The organism is Bdellovibrionales bacterium, from assembly GCA_041662785.1.
Classification (GTDB): Bacteria; Pseudomonadota; Alphaproteobacteria; order UBA9219; family UBA9219; genus UBA8914.
In genome coordinates this window covers 1-17,288 of record JBAZRW010000012.1, presented here as the reverse complement: position 1 = coordinate 17,288, position 17,288 = coordinate 1, and the positions used below count along the sequence as shown (strand labels likewise).

At 52.7% G+C, this 17,288-nt stretch carries 24 protein-coding genes; 16 read left to right on the top strand and 8 right to left on the bottom strand.

Going from position 1 to position 17,288, the window contains the following annotated elements; genetic code table 11:
* Positions 1-51: 51 nt before the first annotated feature.
* Complete coding sequence (locus WC612_07545; protein MFA6280625.1) at positions 52-837, top strand: TatD family hydrolase; 786 nt, start codon at positions 52-54, stop codon at positions 835-837.
* Positions 834-1,601, top strand: a complete 768-nt coding sequence (locus WC612_07540) for an MBL fold metallo-hydrolase (protein ID MFA6280624.1) — start codon at positions 834-836, stop codon at positions 1,599-1,601. Before WC612_07545 ends, WC612_07540 begins: the two co-directional genes overlap by 4 nt.
* Here WC612_07540 and WC612_07535 read toward each other — a convergent pair.
* Positions 1,591-2,322, bottom strand: a complete 732-nt coding sequence (locus WC612_07535) for a hypothetical protein (GenBank protein ID MFA6280623.1) — start codon at positions 2,320-2,322, stop codon at positions 1,591-1,593. The two genes, WC612_07540 and WC612_07535, sit on opposite strands and share 11 nt — an antisense overlap.
* A 145-nt stretch (positions 2,323-2,467) precedes the next feature.
* Complete coding sequence (locus WC612_07530; GenBank protein MFA6280622.1) at positions 2,468-3,175, bottom strand: hypothetical protein; 708 nt, start codon at positions 3,173-3,175, stop codon at positions 2,468-2,470.
* Positions 3,176-3,417: 242 nt separating this feature from the next.
* On the opposite strand from WC612_07530, the gene WC612_07525 reads away from it, so the two are divergent.
* Complete coding sequence (locus WC612_07525) at positions 3,418-3,690, top strand: hypothetical protein (GenBank protein ID MFA6280621.1); 273 nt, start codon at positions 3,418-3,420, stop codon at positions 3,688-3,690.
* A gap of 60 nt (positions 3,691-3,750) precedes the next feature.
* Positions 3,751-4,638: an N-acetylmuramoyl-L-alanine amidase gene (locus tag WC612_07520; GenBank protein MFA6280620.1), complete on the top strand. Its 888-nt coding sequence runs from the start codon at positions 3,751-3,753 to the stop codon at positions 4,636-4,638.
* 41 nt (positions 4,639-4,679) lie between these two features.
* Here the strand turns inward: WC612_07520 and WC612_07515 are convergent, their stop codons facing one another.
* Entirely contained in the window at positions 4,680-4,814 is a 135-nt protein-coding gene (locus WC612_07515; GenBank protein ID MFA6280619.1) for a hypothetical protein, read from the bottom strand.
* Between the two features lie 590 nt (positions 4,815-5,404).
* On the opposite strand from WC612_07515, the gene rpmH reads away from it, so the two are divergent.
* The 9 genes from rpmH to WC612_07470 all read left to right on the top strand — a co-directional run bounded on the left by rpmH (position 5,405) and on the right by WC612_07470 (position 10,623).
* The gene (gene rpmH, locus WC612_07510) at positions 5,405-5,539 is read left to right on the top strand and encodes a 50S ribosomal protein L34 (GenBank protein ID MFA6280618.1); all 135 of its coding nucleotides are present in this window, start codon (positions 5,405-5,407) and stop codon (positions 5,537-5,539) included.
* A 15-nt stretch (positions 5,540-5,554) separates the two neighbouring features.
* Positions 5,555-5,911, top strand: a complete 357-nt coding sequence (gene rnpA, locus WC612_07505; protein ID MFA6280617.1) for a ribonuclease P protein component — start codon at positions 5,555-5,557, stop codon at positions 5,909-5,911.
* 3 nt (positions 5,912-5,914) lie between these two features.
* On the top strand, positions 5,915-6,142 hold the full coding sequence (gene yidD, locus WC612_07500; protein MFA6280616.1) for a membrane protein insertion efficiency factor YidD: 228 nt from the start codon (positions 5,915-5,917) through the stop codon (positions 6,140-6,142).
* Between the two features lie 78 nt (positions 6,143-6,220).
* The gene (yidC, locus tag WC612_07495) at positions 6,221-7,921 is read left to right on the top strand and encodes a membrane protein insertase YidC (GenBank protein MFA6280615.1); all 1,701 of its coding nucleotides are present in this window, start codon (positions 6,221-6,223) and stop codon (positions 7,919-7,921) included.
* A 3-nt stretch (positions 7,922-7,924) separates the two neighbouring features.
* Positions 7,925-8,548, top strand: coding sequence for a ribosome biogenesis GTP-binding protein YihA/YsxC (gene yihA / locus WC612_07490; GenBank protein MFA6280614.1), 624 nt, complete (start codon positions 7,925-7,927; stop codon positions 8,546-8,548).
* 131 nt (positions 8,549-8,679) lie between these two features.
* Positions 8,680-9,051 carry a hypothetical protein gene (locus tag WC612_07485; GenBank protein ID MFA6280613.1) on the top strand — a complete coding sequence of 124 codons (372 nt, stop codon included), beginning with the start codon at positions 8,680-8,682 and terminating at the stop codon, positions 9,049-9,051.
* A 32-nt stretch (positions 9,052-9,083) separates the two neighbouring features.
* Entirely contained in the window at positions 9,084-9,515 is a 432-nt protein-coding gene (locus WC612_07480) for a hypothetical protein (GenBank protein ID MFA6280612.1), read from the top strand.
* 39 nt (positions 9,516-9,554) lie between these two features.
* On the top strand, positions 9,555-9,944 hold the full coding sequence (locus tag WC612_07475; GenBank protein ID MFA6280611.1) for a hypothetical protein: 390 nt from the start codon (positions 9,555-9,557) through the stop codon (positions 9,942-9,944).
* A gap of 73 nt (positions 9,945-10,017) precedes the next feature.
* Positions 10,018-10,623: a regulatory protein RecX gene (locus WC612_07470; protein ID MFA6280610.1), complete on the top strand. Its 606-nt coding sequence runs from the start codon at positions 10,018-10,020 to the stop codon at positions 10,621-10,623.
* Positions 10,624-10,884: 261 nt separating this feature from the next.
* Here WC612_07470 and gloB read toward each other — a convergent pair whose 3' ends face one another.
* A complete protein-coding gene (gene gloB / locus WC612_07465; protein ID MFA6280609.1) occupies positions 10,885-11,670 on the bottom strand; it encodes a hydroxyacylglutathione hydrolase in 786 nt (261 codons plus the stop codon).
* A 57-nt stretch (positions 11,671-11,727) separates the two neighbouring features.
* Between gloB and WC612_07460 the strand changes: the two genes are divergently transcribed.
* The 3 genes from WC612_07460 (at position 11,728) to WC612_07450 (ending at position 14,309) form a co-directional block, all read left to right on the top strand.
* Positions 11,728-12,495: a class I SAM-dependent methyltransferase gene (locus WC612_07460; GenBank protein ID MFA6280608.1), complete on the top strand. Its 768-nt coding sequence runs from the start codon at positions 11,728-11,730 to the stop codon at positions 12,493-12,495.
* A gap of 64 nt (positions 12,496-12,559) precedes the next feature.
* Positions 12,560-13,456, top strand: a complete 897-nt coding sequence (locus WC612_07455; GenBank protein ID MFA6280607.1) for a chorismate mutase — start codon at positions 12,560-12,562, stop codon at positions 13,454-13,456.
* 82 nt (positions 13,457-13,538) lie between these two features.
* The gene (locus WC612_07450; protein MFA6280606.1) at positions 13,539-14,309 is read left to right on the top strand and encodes a prephenate dehydrogenase; all 771 of its coding nucleotides are present in this window, start codon (positions 13,539-13,541) and stop codon (positions 14,307-14,309) included.
* Positions 14,310-14,447: 138 nt separating this feature from the next.
* Here the strand turns inward: WC612_07450 and WC612_07445 are convergent, their stop codons facing one another.
* The 4 genes from WC612_07445 to WC612_07430 form a co-directional block, all read right to left on the bottom strand.
* Positions 14,448-14,834, bottom strand: a complete 387-nt coding sequence (locus tag WC612_07445; protein ID MFA6280605.1) for a DUF5681 domain-containing protein — start codon at positions 14,832-14,834, stop codon at positions 14,448-14,450.
* Between the two features lie 139 nt (positions 14,835-14,973).
* A complete protein-coding gene (locus tag WC612_07440) occupies positions 14,974-15,918 on the bottom strand; it encodes a hypothetical protein (protein MFA6280604.1) in 945 nt (314 codons plus the stop codon).
* Between the two features lie 28 nt (positions 15,919-15,946).
* Positions 15,947-16,396, bottom strand: a complete 450-nt coding sequence (locus WC612_07435; GenBank protein ID MFA6280603.1) for a hypothetical protein — start codon at positions 16,394-16,396, stop codon at positions 15,947-15,949.
* A gap of 213 nt (positions 16,397-16,609) precedes the next feature.
* The gene (locus WC612_07430; protein MFA6280602.1) at positions 16,610-17,119 is read right to left on the bottom strand and encodes an Arm DNA-binding domain-containing protein; all 510 of its coding nucleotides are present in this window, start codon (positions 17,117-17,119) and stop codon (positions 16,610-16,612) included.
* Positions 17,120-17,288 lie beyond the last annotated feature (169 nt).

Genomic DNA, 17,288 nt, shown 5'->3' with positions numbered 1-17,288 from the left:
GATGAGCGACAGACTTGTGCGGGATGACGATAGAGGAAAAGGCGTTTATCTATGTTGATCGATAGTCATTGCCACTTAGACGATGAAGCGCTGGTAGGGGATTTGGACGGCGTGGTGGCGCGTGCCTGCGCGGCGGGCGTGGGGCGGATCGTGACCGTCGGCTGTTCCCGCTTTGAGTTTGCTCCGGTACTTGCGATTGCAGAAAAGTATGACGTCATTGACGTGTGCCTTGGCGTGCATCCGCATGAGGCGGAGAAGGAAGGACAGTTGATCACGACGGAAGAGTTGATTCGGATCGAACAGCATCCCAAGGTGATCGGTCTTGGCGAAACGGGCCTTGATTATCACTATGACTTTGCGCCGCGTGACGCGCAGCAGCGCAACTTTCGCCAGCATATCCGCGCCGCGATCCAAACGGGCTTACCCCTTGTCATCCACACGCGTGAAGCGGAAGAGGACACGATCCGCCTTTTAAAAGAAGAAGGCGCGGGGCAGCAGGCGCGGCTGACGGGCGTTTTGCATTGCTTTAGCTCAAAGCGTGAGATGGCAACCTATGGGTTGGAAATTGGTTTCTATGTGTCGTTTTCCGGCATGATCACGTTTAACAAGTCCGAGGATATCCGCGCCATCGCGGCGGATGTGCCGATGGATCGCCTTTTGATCGAAACGGATGCGCCCTACCTTGCCCCCATTCCCCATCGCGGGAAAACGTGCGAGCCTGCGCATGTTGCCCTGACGGCTAAAAAGCTGGCGGAGGTGAAGGGCGTTTCCGTTGAGGCGATTGAAAAAGCGACGACGGAGAATTTCTTCCGCCTGTTTGGAAAGGCGAAGGCATGAAAATCACGATCCTAGGCTGCGGTGGCTCTGGCGGCGTGCCCCTTATTGGTAATGAGTGGGGCGCGTGCGATCCCAAGGAGCCTCGCAACAAGCGCACCTGCGTTTCCATCTTGGTGGAAGAGGGCGACCAAACGCTTTTGGTGGATACCTCGCCCGACATGCGTGAGCAGCTTTTGCAGGCGAACGTGCGCGATATAACGGCCATTCTTTACACGCATGCTCACGCGGATCATTGCCATGGCATCGATAATATCCGCAGCTTGAACTGGCTGACGCAAAGGCCTGTTCCGATTTACGCGGATGCGGCGACGATGGCCGATTTAGAGCATCGATTTGAGTATATCTTTGTCACCCGCCCTCACGCCGACCGTTTCACGAGGCCGAATGTCGAGACGCACATTCTTGATGGTCATGCGTTCACTCTTGGCTCTATCAAGGTCACGTCGTTTCCGCAAGAACACGGCGCGATGATTTCCATGGGCTATCGCTTTGGCGATTTTGCCTATTCCACCGATGCGGGCGCTTTGGATGAGGCCGCGTTTGAGGCCTTGCGTGGCGTGAAGGTCTGGGTGCTGGGCGCTATCCGGCATGAGCCTCATCCCGCCCACGCGCATGTGGAGAGGGCACTGGAGTGGATCGCGCGCGTGAAGCCAGAGCGCGCTTATCTCACCCATATGAATCAAACGCTGGACTACGCGACGTTAAAGGCCAGCTTGCCTGCCCACATCGAGCCCGCCTATGACGGGCTGGTGATTAAACTTTAGGCGCAGGACTGATTACTTTTAGGCGGGGGAAAGACTTTGCTATATAAAGGCGTCCCCCTGAAAAAAGCGCGCCTTTTTCATGCTGAATTGTTTTCGCATAGGGTAGGCCAGTGGCATGTTCTCCTTCTAGGAGAACACTTTTTATGGGCTTTCCAAATTTTGTATCATAGACATAAGGAAGAACAACAAGGCCACAGAGAGAATCACTGTTTTCTATAAATCTGATAGTGGCACTGTTTTTTCCTCGGCCAAGCAGAAGGTTGACGTTTTCCCACACTTCTAATTCGGCCTTAGCCTTATCCATATGAAGGTATAGGGGGCGGGATGTGCGTATTTGGGAGACGCGAGACGTATTGCTCAGCGTAACACGCAAATTGGCATCAGTGTTGGCTATCAAATAGGCTCTTTTTCCAGAAAGCTGCGCCTTAACATTCACCCCATTCGGTACATAAAGAACGATAGAGTCATCGGTGCATGTTTTATCGAAATCTTTTTGTTGAAAAGTGAGCGTGTTTTGCCTCCTTGATCTTGCTGGGCAAATATCAAATCCTGAGCGCGTGAAGTGTTGAATAATCAACGTATCAGAAGCGCATGCGCCACAAGCGGTGGAAGCACAAATCTCAACAGGACATTCGGCGGTAAAGGCCAAGCTTAACTTGGGGTCATAATAGTAATACCTCGATTCAAATTTAAGTGGAGCCGCAATTTTCTTTGTTGTCATATCGTTTCCTTCCAAAAGAATGGAGCCTCATACCCGTTAATCCTAGGGGAAAAGCGCGGCGAGTGGAACAGAAAACAATGGTTAACGCGTTATTTTTGACGCAAGCCAAGTCCCATCGAACGCGCCCCTGACGGGCTAATGGTTTTTACAGCCTTCTTTCGGTCCGAATAATCTGGGAAAGCTCGCCATCGCAGCTGCGGCTAAGGCGGTCATATTCTGCGGGCGTATCGACTTGGGCTTGCCGCTTTTTCCTTATATCGGAAAGGTGAGCGCCCAACTCTCCCATGTAATTATGGATAAGAGTGGCTATTTGTTGTTCCGCCACTTTTGACGAGCTGGCGCGGATCACCCCGATGGAGGCGACGGCTTGCTGAAGAAGCGTTTGCAAGGTAGGCACCATCGCATCGACAAGCGCCTGATCGACGGCGATATGGTGTTGCTCATGGCCTAGAACCGCGCCATAGCTGCATGAGTTTTGCGGCAGCTCGCGGGCCATATAAACGGTCGTATCATCAAAACCAAAGTGGAGCGTGAGCGCGCTGATCTGCGCGCAAACCATCGGGTCATTAGACGTTGACCTGACTCTGATCTCAAACTGAGAATCCAGTTTTAAGCTAGCCGCCGTCAGGCCGACGGGCGTTTCGTTGTTTTGGCTGGAGAACTGCTTTTGCGTGTCCATGGCCATCTGCCGTAGACTTATAAGGTCCAGCGCATTGTTCAAACGCGGCGGCAGGGCCAGTTTGTCTATGGTGATAAGAGGTAGCGCGTAGTCGGGACAGCCATTGGGCTGGTCGGCCCGCGCAGGGGCTGCCACCAGAAGAAAAGTTGCCAGAAGGGGAAATAAGAAAAACATGGCCGCCAAGATAAATCTAAAAAGGTTAAAGAAGCTTTCGTTCCTCCTGCCCTTCTTCGGCAGAAGAAAATCCCCCATCATCGCGAGGGTCCCATCTTAAGACAGATTAATAACCCAATGATTTTATTGGTTAATGCCAAAAAATGGTTTTTGGTTTCATGATTGTCGTGTATAACCCCTTTCACGGCAACGCCATAGTTTATCATCAAATTAAGCCACATTTTTAAGTAAGGATTATAGTCATGTCAGATAGCGTCATCCCACTTCGTTCTTCTTCTTGGCTTAATCACCCCTTGATCGCAGGGGCGCTTGCGGCTGTTGAGGCCGCCTCAAACCCGCTTATGATTTCGGCCTCATCCCATGTCGCGTGCCGTGTCCATTTCCCCGCTTGTTTGACGTCGCTTGATGGCGAGCAGTTTTTCCCGACCTCTTTTTCCCCTGTGTCGGATCGCGTTCAGCGTAAGGCCTGCCACTTTCTTGAAACGCTCCTTAAAGAAGAACCTTTCCTTTCTTAAATCCTCCATTTCGGATAGAATCACACCTGATTCGCGTCTCTTGCGAAGGATGGAGCGTTGATGGATTTCTTTTCGGATCATGAAGAAGAGCAGGGGGCGACCTTAGTGGATCCGGCGCGTCGCCGCGCTCTGCGCCTCGGCCTTTCGGCGCTTCCTTTCTTGTCCGCTTCTCTCTTGCTGCCGTCTTCGCTTTGGGCGGCTTCTGGTCTTCCTAAAAAAGGGAAGATGCCAACAGCGCCTATTCCCGAAAGCAAACCCCGCCCGCCGCGCCTTCTTATGCTTGATCCGGGTCACGGCGGCCATGATCCGGGAGCGATCGGTCTTTCCGGCACTTATGAAAAAGACATTACGCTTGATATTGCGCGGCGCATGGCGGCGGCCTTTGCGGGTGAGCCGAGCATTAAGGTTCAACTGACGCGTGAGCATGACGTTTTTCTTCCCTTAAGCGAGCGTGTTGAGATTGGCTGCGCGGCGCGGGCGGATTTGTTCCTTTCCATTCATGCGGACAGCGCCCCCAATCATGGCGCGCGCGGCCTGTCGGTTTATACGCTTTCCGAAAAAGCATCGGATCAGTTCGCCAGCCAACTCGCCGATAAAGAAAACCATGCCGATGCGGCGGGCGGGCTGAACGTGCCCGTTGATGATAAAGAGGTGGCAGCCATCCTGTTCGATCTGGCGGCGCGGCACACGCGCAACACGGCGCAAAGGGTGAAGGTCGGTTTTATCAAAGGCATGGGACGCAGGTGGGATCTGTTGGAACAGCCGATGCGCGCCGCCAACTTTGCCGTTTTGCGCTCACCTGAAGTGCCCTCCATGTTGGTGGAGACGGGGTTCCTGTCGAACAAATTGGACGAGGCGCTGCTTACCAAACCTTTACAGCGGCAAAAGATCGCGACGCTGATGGCCAAGGAGCTGGCCTTCTTGCTTAAAAGCCCGCTGTTTGGGTGATGCCAACGGCTATAAAGACTGACTCTTATGGGCAAACTTTTTCATCTATCGTCATTCCGGCGAAAGCCGGAATCCAGAGCGCGGCGTCTGCCGCGCAAGAGAGTCTTATGCCGCGCGGACGCGCGGCGCTGGATCCCGCTTTTCAGCGGGATGACGTTGGTGGTTTGTTCGTCCATAGGTCATTTGTTATAACCGTTGGTATAAGGGGGAGTTTTTTTTATGAGCCTTCCCCCCAAAAACTTCCCCCAATTTAGCTTCCGCAAAAAAACGATTCAAAAAAACGTTTGTTTTCAAGGGGATATAGTAGGTCGTCGATTTGTTAACTATCGTTATGTTTCATGGGCTTATATGGTTAAAGCTCGAAAAGAGAGTCGAAAAGCGTCTCTTAGTAGCCTTCCGGACGACGTACGGCCTCCAAAAAAACAAGATTCGTTGATTCCATTGGGTTTTTTCGCTGTTTAGAAGGCGTTTAATGTGGGGCTTTTAGGACGTCTTTGCCAACCTCTCCTACCGTCATGCCCGTGAAAACGGGCATCCAGTTTTCTTTTGTGCTATTTTCGTTAGCATTATCCCTTATCGTTCAATATGGTAAACCAAACGGGATCCCCGCTTTCGCGGGGATGACAAGGGAAGGAGTGGCGGCACAGAGTGTGGATAGCGTTCCTTGTCCCCTATCAATCTTGTTAAGAATTTCACGTTTGACTCTGGGCGAGCCAGCCCCTATACACTGGCCTTCCTTTAGAAGTTTAGTAGTGGAGTGAGTTAAGTGAAACGTACCTTTCAACCCAGCAAGCTGGTTCGCGCGCGCCGTCATGGCTATCGCGCTCGTATGGCGACTCAAAATGGCCGCAAGATTGTGGCTCGCCGTCGCGCTCAGGGCCGTAAGAAGCTAACGGCTTGATCAAGCGGGGGATGAATGCCCCAGCTAAAAACAATCAGCGTTCTTAAAAAAAGAAGCGAGTTTCTCGCCGTTGCCGCGCACCGTAAGAAGTGGGTGAGCGCGGGTTTTATTGTGCAGATCGCGCCGCGTGATGCGGCCTTGAGTCCTTCCATTGCCTATGGCCTGACCGCCAGCAAAAAGATGGTCAGCGCCTTGGCCGTTGATCGCAATCGCGCCCGCCGTCGCCTACGCGCTTTGGTGCAGACGCTTTTGCCGCTTCAGGGCTTGCCCCAATCCAACTATGTTTTTCTGGCGCGTAAGGATATTTTGACGCTGCCTCATGCTACCTTGCGCCAAGACCTTGAAAAAGCGCTCTCGCGGCTTAAGTTATAGGCTATGGTTTCTATTCTCCGTGCCCTGATCTGGCTTTATCGGCACACGCTTTCCTCTTTCATGGGGCGGCACTGCCGGTTTGAGCCGACATGCTCAGCCTACGCCGACGAAGCCTTGCGCGTTCATGGGTTTTGGCGGGGCGGGCGGCTTGCGCTTAGGCGGCTGGGACGCTGCCATCCGTGGGGCGATAGCGGCTATGACCCTGTGCCGCCCCCTGATAAGCCCCTTTGATTAGGCGTTGATTGCCGAAGCGAAAAATGGGATACCGCAGGGGCGTTTCTTAGACCTTCATCGTTTGTTTGGAAGACCATGGATAACAACAATTTCATCGCTGCCGTCGTTCTGTCGATCGCTATTCTCGTTGGCTTTCACTATCTTTATGAAAAGCCGCAACTGGAAAAGGCGCAGCATATCGCTTTGCTTCAAAAAGAGGCCGCCAACGTAAAGCCAGAGGCCACGCCTTTGGACACGCTTACGCCCAAGGATCGCGCCGTTATTCTGGCGGAGACGCCCCGCGTGAAGATTGAAACGCCTGAGCTTCGCGGCTCGATCAATTTGAAGGGCGCGCGGATCGATGATCTTGCACTCGTCAAGTATCGCGAGACGGTGGCAAAAGACTCGCCGCAGATTACGCTTTTGTCTCCGGCGGGATCGGCTGCGCCGTATAGCGCCTATTTCGCTTCGTTCGGCTGGCTAGCCGATGCGGGCGTCCTTGTTCCCGACGATCAAACGGAATGGAAGGCGGATCGCAAGACCCTTGAAGTTGGTAAGCCTGTTTTGATGAGCTGGGATAACGGCAAAGGCCTGACCTTCGAAAGGCAGATTGCCATCGATGATCATTTCCTGTTCACCGTCATGGATCGCGTGAAGAACACAAGCGATGGAACCGTGACGCTGTATCCCTTTGGCCTTGTCGCACGGCACGGCCATCCGCAAGTGGAGGGAACCTATGTTCTGCACGAAGGGCCTGTGGGCGTTTTGGGCGGCACGCTGCAAGAGATCAAATATAAGAAGCTGTTGGAAGAGCCGAAAATCACCATGGAAAGCCAAGGCGGGTGGCTTGGGATCACGGACAAGTATTGGCTTGTGACGCTCTTGCCCGCGCAGGATGAGAAAATTACGGCGACGTTTAGCTTTGCTTTGGCGGGGAATCCCGCTGTCCCTGACCTTGGAACCTATCAAACCGATTTCCGTGGCACGCCCATCAGCCTTGCGGCGGGGGCGAGCACCGAGCGCACAAGCCGCCTTTTCGCAGGCGCCAAGCGCGTCAGCCTTTTGGATCAATACGAAAAGCAACTGGGCTTGCCGCTGTTTGATCGTGCGATTGATTTTGGTTGGTACTATTACCTGACCAAGCCTTTCCTTTATCTGCTGGATAGCATGAACACGCTGTTTGGCAATATGGGCATCGCGATTTTCCTCTTCACGATCATGCTTAAAACCGTCACGCTGCCGCTCTCGCTTAAATCCAGCCGTTCGATGGCGAAGATGAAAACCTTGCAGCCAGAGATGAAGGCCTTGCAGGAGCGTTATAAAGACGACAAGCAAAAGCTTAGCGTCGCGACGATGGAGCTTTATCAGCGCGAGAAGGTCAACCCCATGTCGGGTTGCGTGCCCATCTTGATTCAAATCCCGATCTTTTTCGCGCTTTATAAAGTGCTTTATGTTGGCATCGAAATGCGCCATGCGCCTCTTTTCGGATGGGTGCATGATATGTCCGCGCCGGATCCGACATCGGTTCTGACGTTCTTTGGTTATTTGAATTGGTCCTTTATCCCGCATCTTGGTGTGTGGCCGATCCTGATGGGCATTAGCATGTTCGCGCAGCAGAAATTGTCACCAGCCCCTACGGATAAAACGCAGGCGAATATGTTCCTTTTGATGCCGCTGCTTTTCACCTTTATGATGGGTAATGTGGCCGCAGGGCTTATCTTCTACTGGACGATCAGCAATATCTTGGGCATCGGACAGCAATGGTACGTCAATAACAAAGTCGTAGGCAGGCGGTGAGCCGTGAATGAAGAAGCCCGCCGTTTTTTTGCACAACCCTGCGATTTTCTGATCGCGGCGGCGCAGCCGGAACATTTCGATGCGCTAGAGGTTGAGGGGCCCGAGATCGCCTTCTGGGGGCGCTCGAACGTCGGCAAGTCCTCGCTGATTAACGCGGTGACGGGACGCAAGGGATTGGCGCGCGCCTCAAACACACCGGGGCGCACGCAGCAGATTGTTTTCTTCAATATGGGGGATCGCCTTCTGTTCGCGGACTTGCCCGGTTATGGCCATGCCAAAGCGCCGAAGGAAGAGGTTCACAAGTGGAACGCTTTCATTCGTTACTACTTGAAGAAACGGCCTCACCTGCGCTGCGTCTTATTGCTGGTCGATGGGCGGCATGGCCTTATGGTAAAAGATCACGAGATGATGTCCTTTATGGATCGTGCCGCCGTCAATTATCAGGTGGTGATGACTAAGGCCGACCAGATCAGGGGCGGCGATCCCGCCGCCATGGTCGCGCAAACCGAAGAACAGTTGAAAAAGCACCCCGCCGCGCGGCCAACCGTGATTATGACTAGCGCGGAAAAAGGGCAGGGAATTGAAGCCGTACGCGACTTCCTTTTTGAATTAGCGGAAATCGGCTAACGCCTTAAAATAACGAACTCTTTTCGCCAAATACTTTGAAAACAATAGCCATTTATGGACTCTTGTCCCAAAAATTGATAGAATGCGCTTCGCTTACTTGAGGAAAATTATTTCCTCCAAAGGGGATTACTATGAAGGCTTTTTTTGCAAAAGCGGCTCGTGCCGTTTCCCGTCATCTTCCTAAAAAAACTTTGGCGTGGGGCGTTGGTCTTTCCGCGGTTGCGGTCTTGAGCGCTTCTTGTGCCCCCATTCCGCAGCAGTATCTGCACGATGATCCCAACTTTAATTATAGCGTTCCAACATACAACCGCTATGAAACTTATCCCTATTACAATGACTATTCCAATCGTCGTTATGAGAATGATCGTTGGGATTATCACCATCCCCGCCATGACCGTGATCGTGATCGCTATCAGCATCGTGACCACGAACATCGCCGTGATCGCGATGACACAAATAGTTGGCGTAGGCCACATTATTACGAGGACAGACCCTCGCTTTGAAAGCGTAACCGTTTTTTGACAGGAAAGACAACATGACGATTATTTCAAGAGCACGTCAGGAAATCACGACAAAAGGCAATAAATTGTTTGTGGCTGTGGGACTTTCGGCTCTTATGGCTGTGCCTGCTTTGGCCAGAGACAGCACGCGCATTGAGGTTCATGTTGGTCCCTCTGGCGCGACCATCGAGCGCCGCGACCCTGATGGATGGCGCGAGAGGACGGACATTCGCGTCAATCTTTATGATGGGCAGGTTTATCGGGATGAGCGCGAAGGCTATTATGGCCGCAACCGGAACCTGCGCAATGGTGATGCGCCACAGGCCGTTGAACCGCGTGAAGATTCATGGGGTCAGTTGGTTTGTCCGCAAGGCTATGATCTTGAGGCCAACATTTTGGGGAAAGTAAACTGCATTCGGGTTGATCGGGATCGCCATCATCACCGTGAGGATCGCTACGAACGCTAAGAGTTATTCTCTCACTTTTATTGTTTAAGGAGTTTCATCATGGTTGGACGTTTTTTTAAGAAAGTTGCCGCAAGTTTGACTCAACCTGCCAAAGCCGCGCTGGTGGGGTTGACGCTTTTGACCTCGGTGATGCAGGTGGGTTGTGCAACAACGCCCACTAATGCGCCGCATGGCAAGAATGTTTTTCTTGGCAATCTCTGGGTTGGCGAGTTTCATAATCCTGTTGATGCGTCTAGGGATTCATGGGAGGAGGCCAAGGAAAGGCTTCATGATCAGTATGGCCGCCCCGCCTATAAAGGCGACCGTTATTCCTGTCGTCGGGATCAAAGCGACGATTCCTTCGTTTGCGTGGATAAGGCAACCAGAGCCTATTATCGTTGCTATAAGCGCGATGGCGGGAACGGCGAAAGGCTTTGCAGGCCTCTTTAGCCTATTGCCCTTCTTGACTTCGCCTTAGGCAGGGGGGAGACTCTCTTGCCCCTAGCAACAGGAGTCTTATTTTTTGCCCGCCCCACGTCCGCCCCGATCCTCTCATCGCCCTTTGAAAAAGCCAACGCCAGAGCGTCTGGCGAATGTTGCCTTATATTATCTGGCGCGCTACGCCGCGACAGAGGCCAGCCTGCGCCGCGTGCTGGAAAACCGCGTGCGCCGCGCTGTCATGCAGGACGTGGTCTTTGCGGCGGATAGGGAGGCTCAAGCGGCTCTCGTCAAAGCCATTGATCATATCGTCGAGCAGCATAAAGCCAGTGGCGTGATCAATGATGAAGCTTTTGCCGCGATGAAAGTGGAGAGCCTTCGCCGTGCGGGTCGCAGCGCGAGGCGCATTACGCAAACGCTGGCGGTAAAGGGCATTAAGGCCGAGGCGACGCAGCGCGCCTTGGAATCCTATGAGCAAGATGAAGGCGAGGGGCAAGAGCTGGCAGCGGCCCTGCGGTTTGCCAAGAAAAAGAAGATGGGGCGTTTTGCGCCGCCGTCTCCGCCTGCCACAGACGCAGCCCTTGTGGCCAAACGAAAAAACAAAGAAGTCGCCGCGATGGCCCGTGCCGGTTTTTCCTTTGACGTGATCCGCAAGGTTCTGGAGGCAGATATCGACGGGGCCGAGGCCTAGCGCTAGACACGCCCTTTCGTCATCCCAAGACATTTTCTCTTCGCGCGACTTGCCGCGCCGTAGCGGCGATGCCGCGAAGGCGGGGTGTGCGAAAAAAAATGGACGTGGGATCCAGTGTCACTATCAGTAAGCGATGAACAAACGACTGTGAGGACGGTTAGGGAAGCTGGATCCCAGACCAACTTTCTTTCGTGCGCGATGCGCCCGAAGAGAAAGTTTTCTGGGATGACGGAAGGAAGCGACGAGGCCGAGGCCTAGAGCCTACTTCGTAAACCGATCCTTGGCGGCACGAAGTGAGCCGAAGATAGCGGCAGGATCGACATCAGTCGGGAAGCCATTTTTCTGCAGCATCTTTTGGAAAGCCGGATCATCCACGCGCAAAAACGGATTGGTCGCCTTTTCCTGCGCCAATGAAACGGGCAGGGTTGGCAGACCTTTTTTGCGGAGGGCGGTGACTTCCTCGGCGCGCGTCTTCAGCGTGGCGTTGTCTTTGTCCAGCATGAGGGCGAAGCTGACGTTTCGCTCGGTATATTCGTGGCCGCAATAGATTTGGGTGTCATCGGGCAAAGCACGGAGCTTAAGCAGGGAGGCCCACATTTGCGCCCCGTTGCCTTCGAACAAACGTCCGCAGCCAAGGGAAAACAGCGTGTCGCCACTAAACAGAGCCTTCATTTCAGGGAAGTAATAGGACAGGCTTCCCATCGTGTGGCCGGGCGTTTCGATGACTTGGCCGCGCAGGTCGGAAAAGGTCACAAAGTCGCCTTCGTCCACGCTACGCGAAATCCCTTCGATCCGGTGGGCTTCTTTTGAAGGCCCGATGATCGGCGCGCCGTAATCATGCTGCAACTTGGCATTGCCAGCCGTATGGTCGCTGTGATGGTGGGTGTTGAGGATCAACGCCAGATGCAAGTCTTTCTTTTGCAAGGCGCGTTTCACCACGTCGGCATCCCCTGGATCAACGACCATGGCTAGTCCCAGCGCAACATCGCTGACCAGATAGATGTAGTTGTCGGCAGAGGCCGACAAAAGATCAATTGAAAATCCCATATCCCAAGAATGCCAAAAGGGTGCTAACATGGGGTTAATGAAAGGCAGAAAAAAACAATGACCATGGATGTTGTTGATTTACGAGAATTTTACATTTCCCCTTTGGGGCGGCTTACAAGCCTGCTCCTCCGTAGGCGTTTGGCCAGCCTTTGGCCTTCCGTTAAGGGCGAGACGGTGGCCGCGCTGGGCTATGGCACGCCTTTGCTCCGGCCATGGCTAGGGCAGGCCAAGGCGCTCCTTGCCGTCATGCCCGATTCGCAGGGCGTGGCGTTCTGGCCACGCGAAGGCCCCAATGTGGCGTGTTTGGCTTCGCTGACCCAGCTTCCTTTAGAAGATGAGTCCGTCAGCCGTGTTTTTCTTTTGCATGCGCTAGAACTGGCCCCCGATCCTGCTGCTGTTATGCAAGAGGCTTGGCGCATTTTGAAACCCAATGGCCAGATCGTTATTATTGTTCCCAACCGGCGTGGGCTGTGGGCGCTGAGCGATCAAACACCGTTTGGCGTGGGGCAGCCCTATTCGGCTTCGCAACTTCGATGTCTTGTGCGTGAGCATTTCTTCCTTGAAAAGATAGGCCATGCTCTTTTCATGCCGCCTTGTTCGTCACGTCTGTCCATGCTGGCTGCGCCGTGGATGGAAAGGGCGGCTTCGGCGCTTCTCTTGGGGGGCGGGGGCGTCTTGGTGGCCCATGCCAGCAAGCAGGTTTATGCCCCTGCCATGACAAAATGCAATGTTACAAAACGCCGCTTTGTCTTGCCTTTACCGTTTCCGCCTGCGCCTGTGCCGACGGGGCGTAATACCTTGAAAACAACGCATTTGGCTTTCTGAAGAAAGTAGTGTAAGTTACCTTGCTAACCTTTTGAAAGAATAGAGACTGGACGAAATTATGGTTATGAAGAACGCAGCTATCAGCCCCGATAAACAAGCACTGGCCGATCTACGGGCTCGTATTGATCAAATTGATGGAGTCCTTCACGACATGCTGCGTGAGCGGTCGGAAGTCATTGACCATGTTCGCAAAATTAAAGGCAAGCAGCATATTTATATCCGTCCGGGACGCGAGGCGCAGATGCTCCGCGCGCTAATGGCTGGGCCGCAGGGCAAGATTCCTGAAGGTCTTGTCGTGAGCCTGTGGCGTCAGATGATCGGGGCCTTTACCCTTCTTGAAGGCGGGCTGAAGGTCGGCGTTTATGCGCCTGATAAAGGGCCTGACCTGTGGGACGTCGCCCGCGATCATTATGGCTCGTTCACGCCGCTGGTCGAATACCCGACGGCTGTTGCTGCCATCAAGGCACTTAAGGAAAACAAGATTACCGTGGCTGTCGTGCCGCCGCCCGCGCAGGATGAGAAGGATGCGTGGTGGCCTTTATTGACGGCGGATAAAGCCAATGTGTTGACGGTTTTTCAATCTATGCCGACGGAAATCCTGAAGGCTGGCCGCAGTAATGCGCGTCGCGCCATGCCGATGGGCTTAGTTGTCGGCAAGCTTTATCCCGAACTGACGGGCGATGATCGCAGTTTTCTGGCCTTGCAATGCACGCATGTGCCTGAGGCCGAGATGAAGCGCCTGCTGGGTAAGGCGGGCTATAAGGTTCGCCAAATGCTGACCCACAGCATGGGACGCGGCGCTTCGGCTCCTACGGCCTTCTTGGCGGAAGTCGAAGGCTTCGTTGGGCGCAATGATACGCGCCTGAGCCGTATCAAGGCCATGATGGGCAGCCGCATGCAGCAGCTTACGCCCCTTGGCGGTTATCCGGCCCCCCTCAAAGGCGGGCGGCGGACGGCGTAGTTTTTCTTTCTAACAATCGACCCTTTCCCCGTTCGCTATAAAAGCGAAGTGGGATTTTGTTGTTTTTTCTTAGGTGATGACGATGACAGATAATCAGAAGAAGACCGTTGGTCTCTTGGGCCTTGGTTCTTTTGGACAACTGATGGCTCGCCATCTTTTGCCGCATTTTACCTTGCAGGCATATGATCCAGCGTCAGAGGCAAAGACGTTTGCCGACGCCCATGGCATCGCGATGCTGCCGCCCGATCAAGTGGCCAAGGCTGACGTGGTGATTATCGGTGCGCCTGTGCCACGCATGGAGGAGGCGATTGCCTCGATCAAGGATCATTTGAGTGAAGGGACTCTGGTGCTGGACGTTGGCTCGGTTAAAGTAAAGCCTGCCGCGCTTATGCTGCGCGATCTGCCATCCCATGTTGACCTTATCGCGACGCATCCTCTCTTTGGCCCACAAAGCGGGAAGAACGGCATCGAAGGGCAGAAGATTGTTTTATGCCCTTTGCGTTGCCCGCAAGAGAGGGTTGAAAAGCTTAAAGGCTTTCTAGAAACGGCGCTCGCGCTGAAAGTGATCATGGCGACGCCCGATGAGCACGACCGTGAGGCGGCGGTTGTTTTCGGCCTTACGCATCTTGTCTCGAAAATGCTGGTTCAGGATTTTGAGCCGTTCCCCATAGGCATGACGACCAAGAGTTATGAACTGTTGATTGAGTCTGTGAACATGGTTCGGTTTTGCTCGCCTGAGCTCTTCTTGGCGATTGAGTGCGAGAACCCCTATGTGCATGACGTGAGCCAGACGTTCTTCGCCAAGGCCGACGCTCTGCGCCAGTATTTGGAAGAGAATAGGGAGAAGGCGTAGGCCTGCGCGGCTATACATTAAATCTGAAGTTACCTTCTAGCCATATGTACTTAAACGCATTATTAATCAAGCAATACGTTTTGTACCCGGTTATGTACCCAGTTTTATAAACGCTACCCCTCTTTGTTTCAATGGGGATCACATTGGTAAGAGGGCTTCAGTACCTACATCAAAAGTCAGGTGGCGCATAGCCCTGTCAGCTTGCCCGACCATAACGCTACCCATCTGGGTGTAGCTATGGCTGACTTCCGAAGTTTCGACTATCTTGCCATGCACCGTATCTTGAACCTCTTTAATCGCCGCCATATCGCCGGACAGAGCCTTTTTGATAAGAGCGAGGGCAATGGCTTCCTCAACCGTGATCCGGCCTTCCAGCTCAATGGGGATGTCTGTGGGGGCTTCTTTCAGGGGAGCCGCAAGATAGCGTTTCAGGATCGTGGCGCGGTTCAACGTCCCCTTCTGCTTTCCGGAGGGGTTGCCCGACTGTCCTTCTGCCCAAGGGGATAGGTTCTCTGTGTTTGCCACTGCTTCCTCACTGCATTTCTCAACGATTACGAAAGAAGAATATTCTCTTGTTGACTCGCGGTCAAAGTCCATATCTGCACCTGATTAGGACTGACAAAGAAGAGCCTTATGTTGCAAAGGAGGCGTTTATTTTTTTGTCTTAACGCGGGGCAACGGTCGCGCTGGCTGTCCTTGCGGCAATCGCTGTTACGAAATGCAGCAATTTGGATTCTTTTTGAGAAAGACGCTCGGCGGGGCTTTTGCAATATTTCGGTGAACGCTTGGCGGCACGGTCTTGGCGTGTGAGCTTGCGATCCAAGCGCACCAGTTCCGGCACGGGAGCGCCACCGATGAACAATTCTTTCGCCGCTGCCTTCCATCCCTTTTGACGATCAATCATATAGAACTCTTCAACGTCAAGGCAATGGCGCATGATTTCTTCGGAAGCCTTATCCCATGCCATACGGTTGAGCAAGTTTTGCTCGTTGACGCAAACAACACGGTACGCCGTTTCAATAGCGTTCAACTTGAACAGCTTGCGAATGTCCATAATGGAGCCTTCATTAACTGTCTCAATATCGCAGGATTTTGCAAGCCCCGTGATAAGGTCAACGGTTTCTTTGCCAAGACGCGGGAATTCGGTGTCGAAGAAAATTCTGTTTCTTCCCGCGCCGCAAACGGAAGTCGTCACATGACCCCAGAGGCCATCAACAAAATATTTTGAGGCTTTGCGCATAACGCGGTCAGCTTCATCATCTGCTTCTTTCTCTGACTTCTTTTGATCGTCAAAGGCGGCATGAATGTAGCGATAAACGTTATGTCCCGATCCAACAATGTTGTTCAAAACAAGCGTATAGACATTCATCTCGTCAATAAGCTTGGCGTCGAAAGTTGTAGCCAAAAACTTGGCGCGTTCGTGATTGCTGTCATTGTCGTGAATGTAGCCAAGGATATTTGTTCCTTTCCCGTGAACTTCTTTCCGAGGGCCTGTGTAAAGATGGGCGCGGCCAAAATAGGGGCAAGCGGCGGTGTGATCTTTGAGAATCACCCCCATCATCAGATCAATAATCTCATCGGGGGTCAGCCACTTGGCAACCATCGTCATCTCTCCCTTAAAAGTGAAGCTATGACGATTAAAGTTTCAAACGGTGTTCGTTTGCCTGTTCCTGCTGATAGCGGCATATATCCGCTTCAAGGCGTTCCTTCAATTTTTTAACATCGGCAGGATTGGCGCGAGGGCCAATATCTCCTTCTTCGGCAAGCGTAAACTCAACCGAATGTCCCAGATTTTGAGCATAGGCCTTTGCAGCGGGGTGCGTGTCGGGTATCGTCGTCGCACTTTTATAGTCGTAGGTGTTATCGTCGTTGATGTCCAAACGAATAAGTGTTCCGTCTGGCAAAGGAAACACATAGGCCTGCGAACGCGAGCCAGAAACGCTGTCTCTGTTTGTGATGATCCTTGCAACAGATCTCAAAGCTGGGACTGTCCGCTTCACTTCGTTATCGCCCTCTACGCCCCACATTGCGTCGATAAGCACGGGGTGTGTTGAAATGGTGTTTTCTAAATATCTTGCGTTCAGCATAGCGTCCCCCTGTGGGTTGGTAAAATGATTTCGTGGCCTGTTAATTGTTGCGCGGTGCGCTAAATTCCTTTTTGTCTGCTAACGGATAATAGCAAAAATCCAGCCTTAAAACAATTTCTCTATTACTTTCAATAACTTACGTTTACCATTTGTTAATAAATAAGCCTCGTTAATCCTTTTTTCCAACAAAAACATTGGGATGAGAATTTGCTCTTAACCATAGCCCCATTGAAAAATCAGCAAAGCGGACAGCGCGGGATGCTCAAATGCCATGCCTTGTGCCTCGTGGTGCTCTGTCTGACGATGCAATGTAAGCCGATTGTCATTGCAGATGATTTCCTGCAATATGGCTTCGGTTTGTCCTTGTGGCTGACCGGGGCTTGAATAACCCCTCTGATAACGGATGACGTCCGTCAACACGTCGCTTCTCGACCCATTGTGGCCGGGAGCCCGGTCGCGTTCCTTGCGTGCCTCAGCTGAGGTAAAGCGTCCACCGCAACGTCTGGTTTGGGCTTCTTCTTCAGTCTCTTTTCCGGGGACATAGGCATAGTCGCCGATGGCAAACATGCTCTCTTTACGGTTCCCCTCATGGGAAAGCTCGAAGCGATACCGCCATGCTTTTGTGCCGCTTGGTTTCACCTCCAAATATAAACCCCTGCCGTCTGCCAACCGATAGGGCTTCTCTGAGGGCTTTGCATTTCTGCACTGGGTTTCTGTGAGCATTTTGCTACTTCCTGCCATTGTACCCGGTTCTTGTAACGGGTAATTTGGCATAATGATCAAAAAGGTGTGGGTAGATTTCGTATAAGTTTATGATAGATTTGAGGAAAAGGGAGTTTTTGAAGGTGTCACAACAAAAACTGTCCGAAGTGTGGATGTTTTTCGATCTATC

Bases quoted from the DNA above. Each gene is read 5' to 3' on its own strand.
- WC612_07455 (MFA6280607.1), top strand. From the start codon at position 12,560: ATGAAGAACGCAGCTATCAGCCCCGATAAACAAGCACTGGCCGATCTA.
- WC612_07460 (MFA6280608.1), top strand. From the start codon at position 11,728: ATGACCATGGATGTTGTTGATTTACGAGAATTTTACATTTCCCCTTTG.
- WC612_07440 (MFA6280604.1), bottom strand. From the start codon at position 15,918: ATGACGATGGTTGCCAAGTGGCTGACCCCCGATGAGATTATTGATCTG.
- WC612_07525 (MFA6280621.1), top strand. From the start codon at position 3,418: ATGTCAGATAGCGTCATCCCACTTCGTTCTTCTTCTTGGCTTAATCAC.
- WC612_07515 (MFA6280619.1), bottom strand. From the start codon at position 4,814: ATGGACGAACAAACCACCAACGTCATCCCGCTGAAAAGCGGGATCCAG.
- WC612_07430 (MFA6280602.1), bottom strand. From the start codon at position 17,119: ATGCTCACAGAAACCCAGTGCAGAAATGCAAAGCCCTCAGAGAAGCCC.
- gloB (MFA6280609.1), bottom strand. From the start codon at position 11,670: ATGGGATTTTCAATTGATCTTTTGTCGGCCTCTGCCGACAACTACATC.
- yidD (MFA6280616.1), top strand. From the start codon at position 5,915: ATGGTTTCTATTCTCCGTGCCCTGATCTGGCTTTATCGGCACACGCTT.
- rnpA (MFA6280617.1), top strand. From the start codon at position 5,555: ATGCCCCAGCTAAAAACAATCAGCGTTCTTAAAAAAAGAAGCGAGTTT.
- yidC (MFA6280615.1), top strand. From the start codon at position 6,221: ATGGATAACAACAATTTCATCGCTGCCGTCGTTCTGTCGATCGCTATT.
- WC612_07435 (MFA6280603.1), bottom strand. From the start codon at position 16,396: ATGCTGAACGCAAGATATTTAGAAAACACCATTTCAACACACCCCGTG.
- WC612_07520 (MFA6280620.1), top strand. From the start codon at position 3,751: ATGGATTTCTTTTCGGATCATGAAGAAGAGCAGGGGGCGACCTTAGTG.
- WC612_07450 (MFA6280606.1), top strand. From the start codon at position 13,539: ATGACAGATAATCAGAAGAAGACCGTTGGTCTCTTGGGCCTTGGTTCT.
- WC612_07535 (MFA6280623.1), bottom strand. From the start codon at position 2,322: ATGACAACAAAGAAAATTGCGGCTCCACTTAAATTTGAATCGAGGTAT.
- WC612_07530 (MFA6280622.1), bottom strand. From the start codon at position 3,175: ATGTTTTTCTTATTTCCCCTTCTGGCAACTTTTCTTCTGGTGGCAGCC.
- WC612_07475 (MFA6280611.1), top strand. From the start codon at position 9,555: ATGGTTGGACGTTTTTTTAAGAAAGTTGCCGCAAGTTTGACTCAACCT.
- WC612_07545 (MFA6280625.1), top strand. From the start codon at position 52: ATGTTGATCGATAGTCATTGCCACTTAGACGATGAAGCGCTGGTAGGG.
- WC612_07485 (MFA6280613.1), top strand. From the start codon at position 8,680: ATGAAGGCTTTTTTTGCAAAAGCGGCTCGTGCCGTTTCCCGTCATCTT.
- WC612_07480 (MFA6280612.1), top strand. From the start codon at position 9,084: ATGACGATTATTTCAAGAGCACGTCAGGAAATCACGACAAAAGGCAAT.
- WC612_07540 (MFA6280624.1), top strand. From the start codon at position 834: ATGAAAATCACGATCCTAGGCTGCGGTGGCTCTGGCGGCGTGCCCCTT.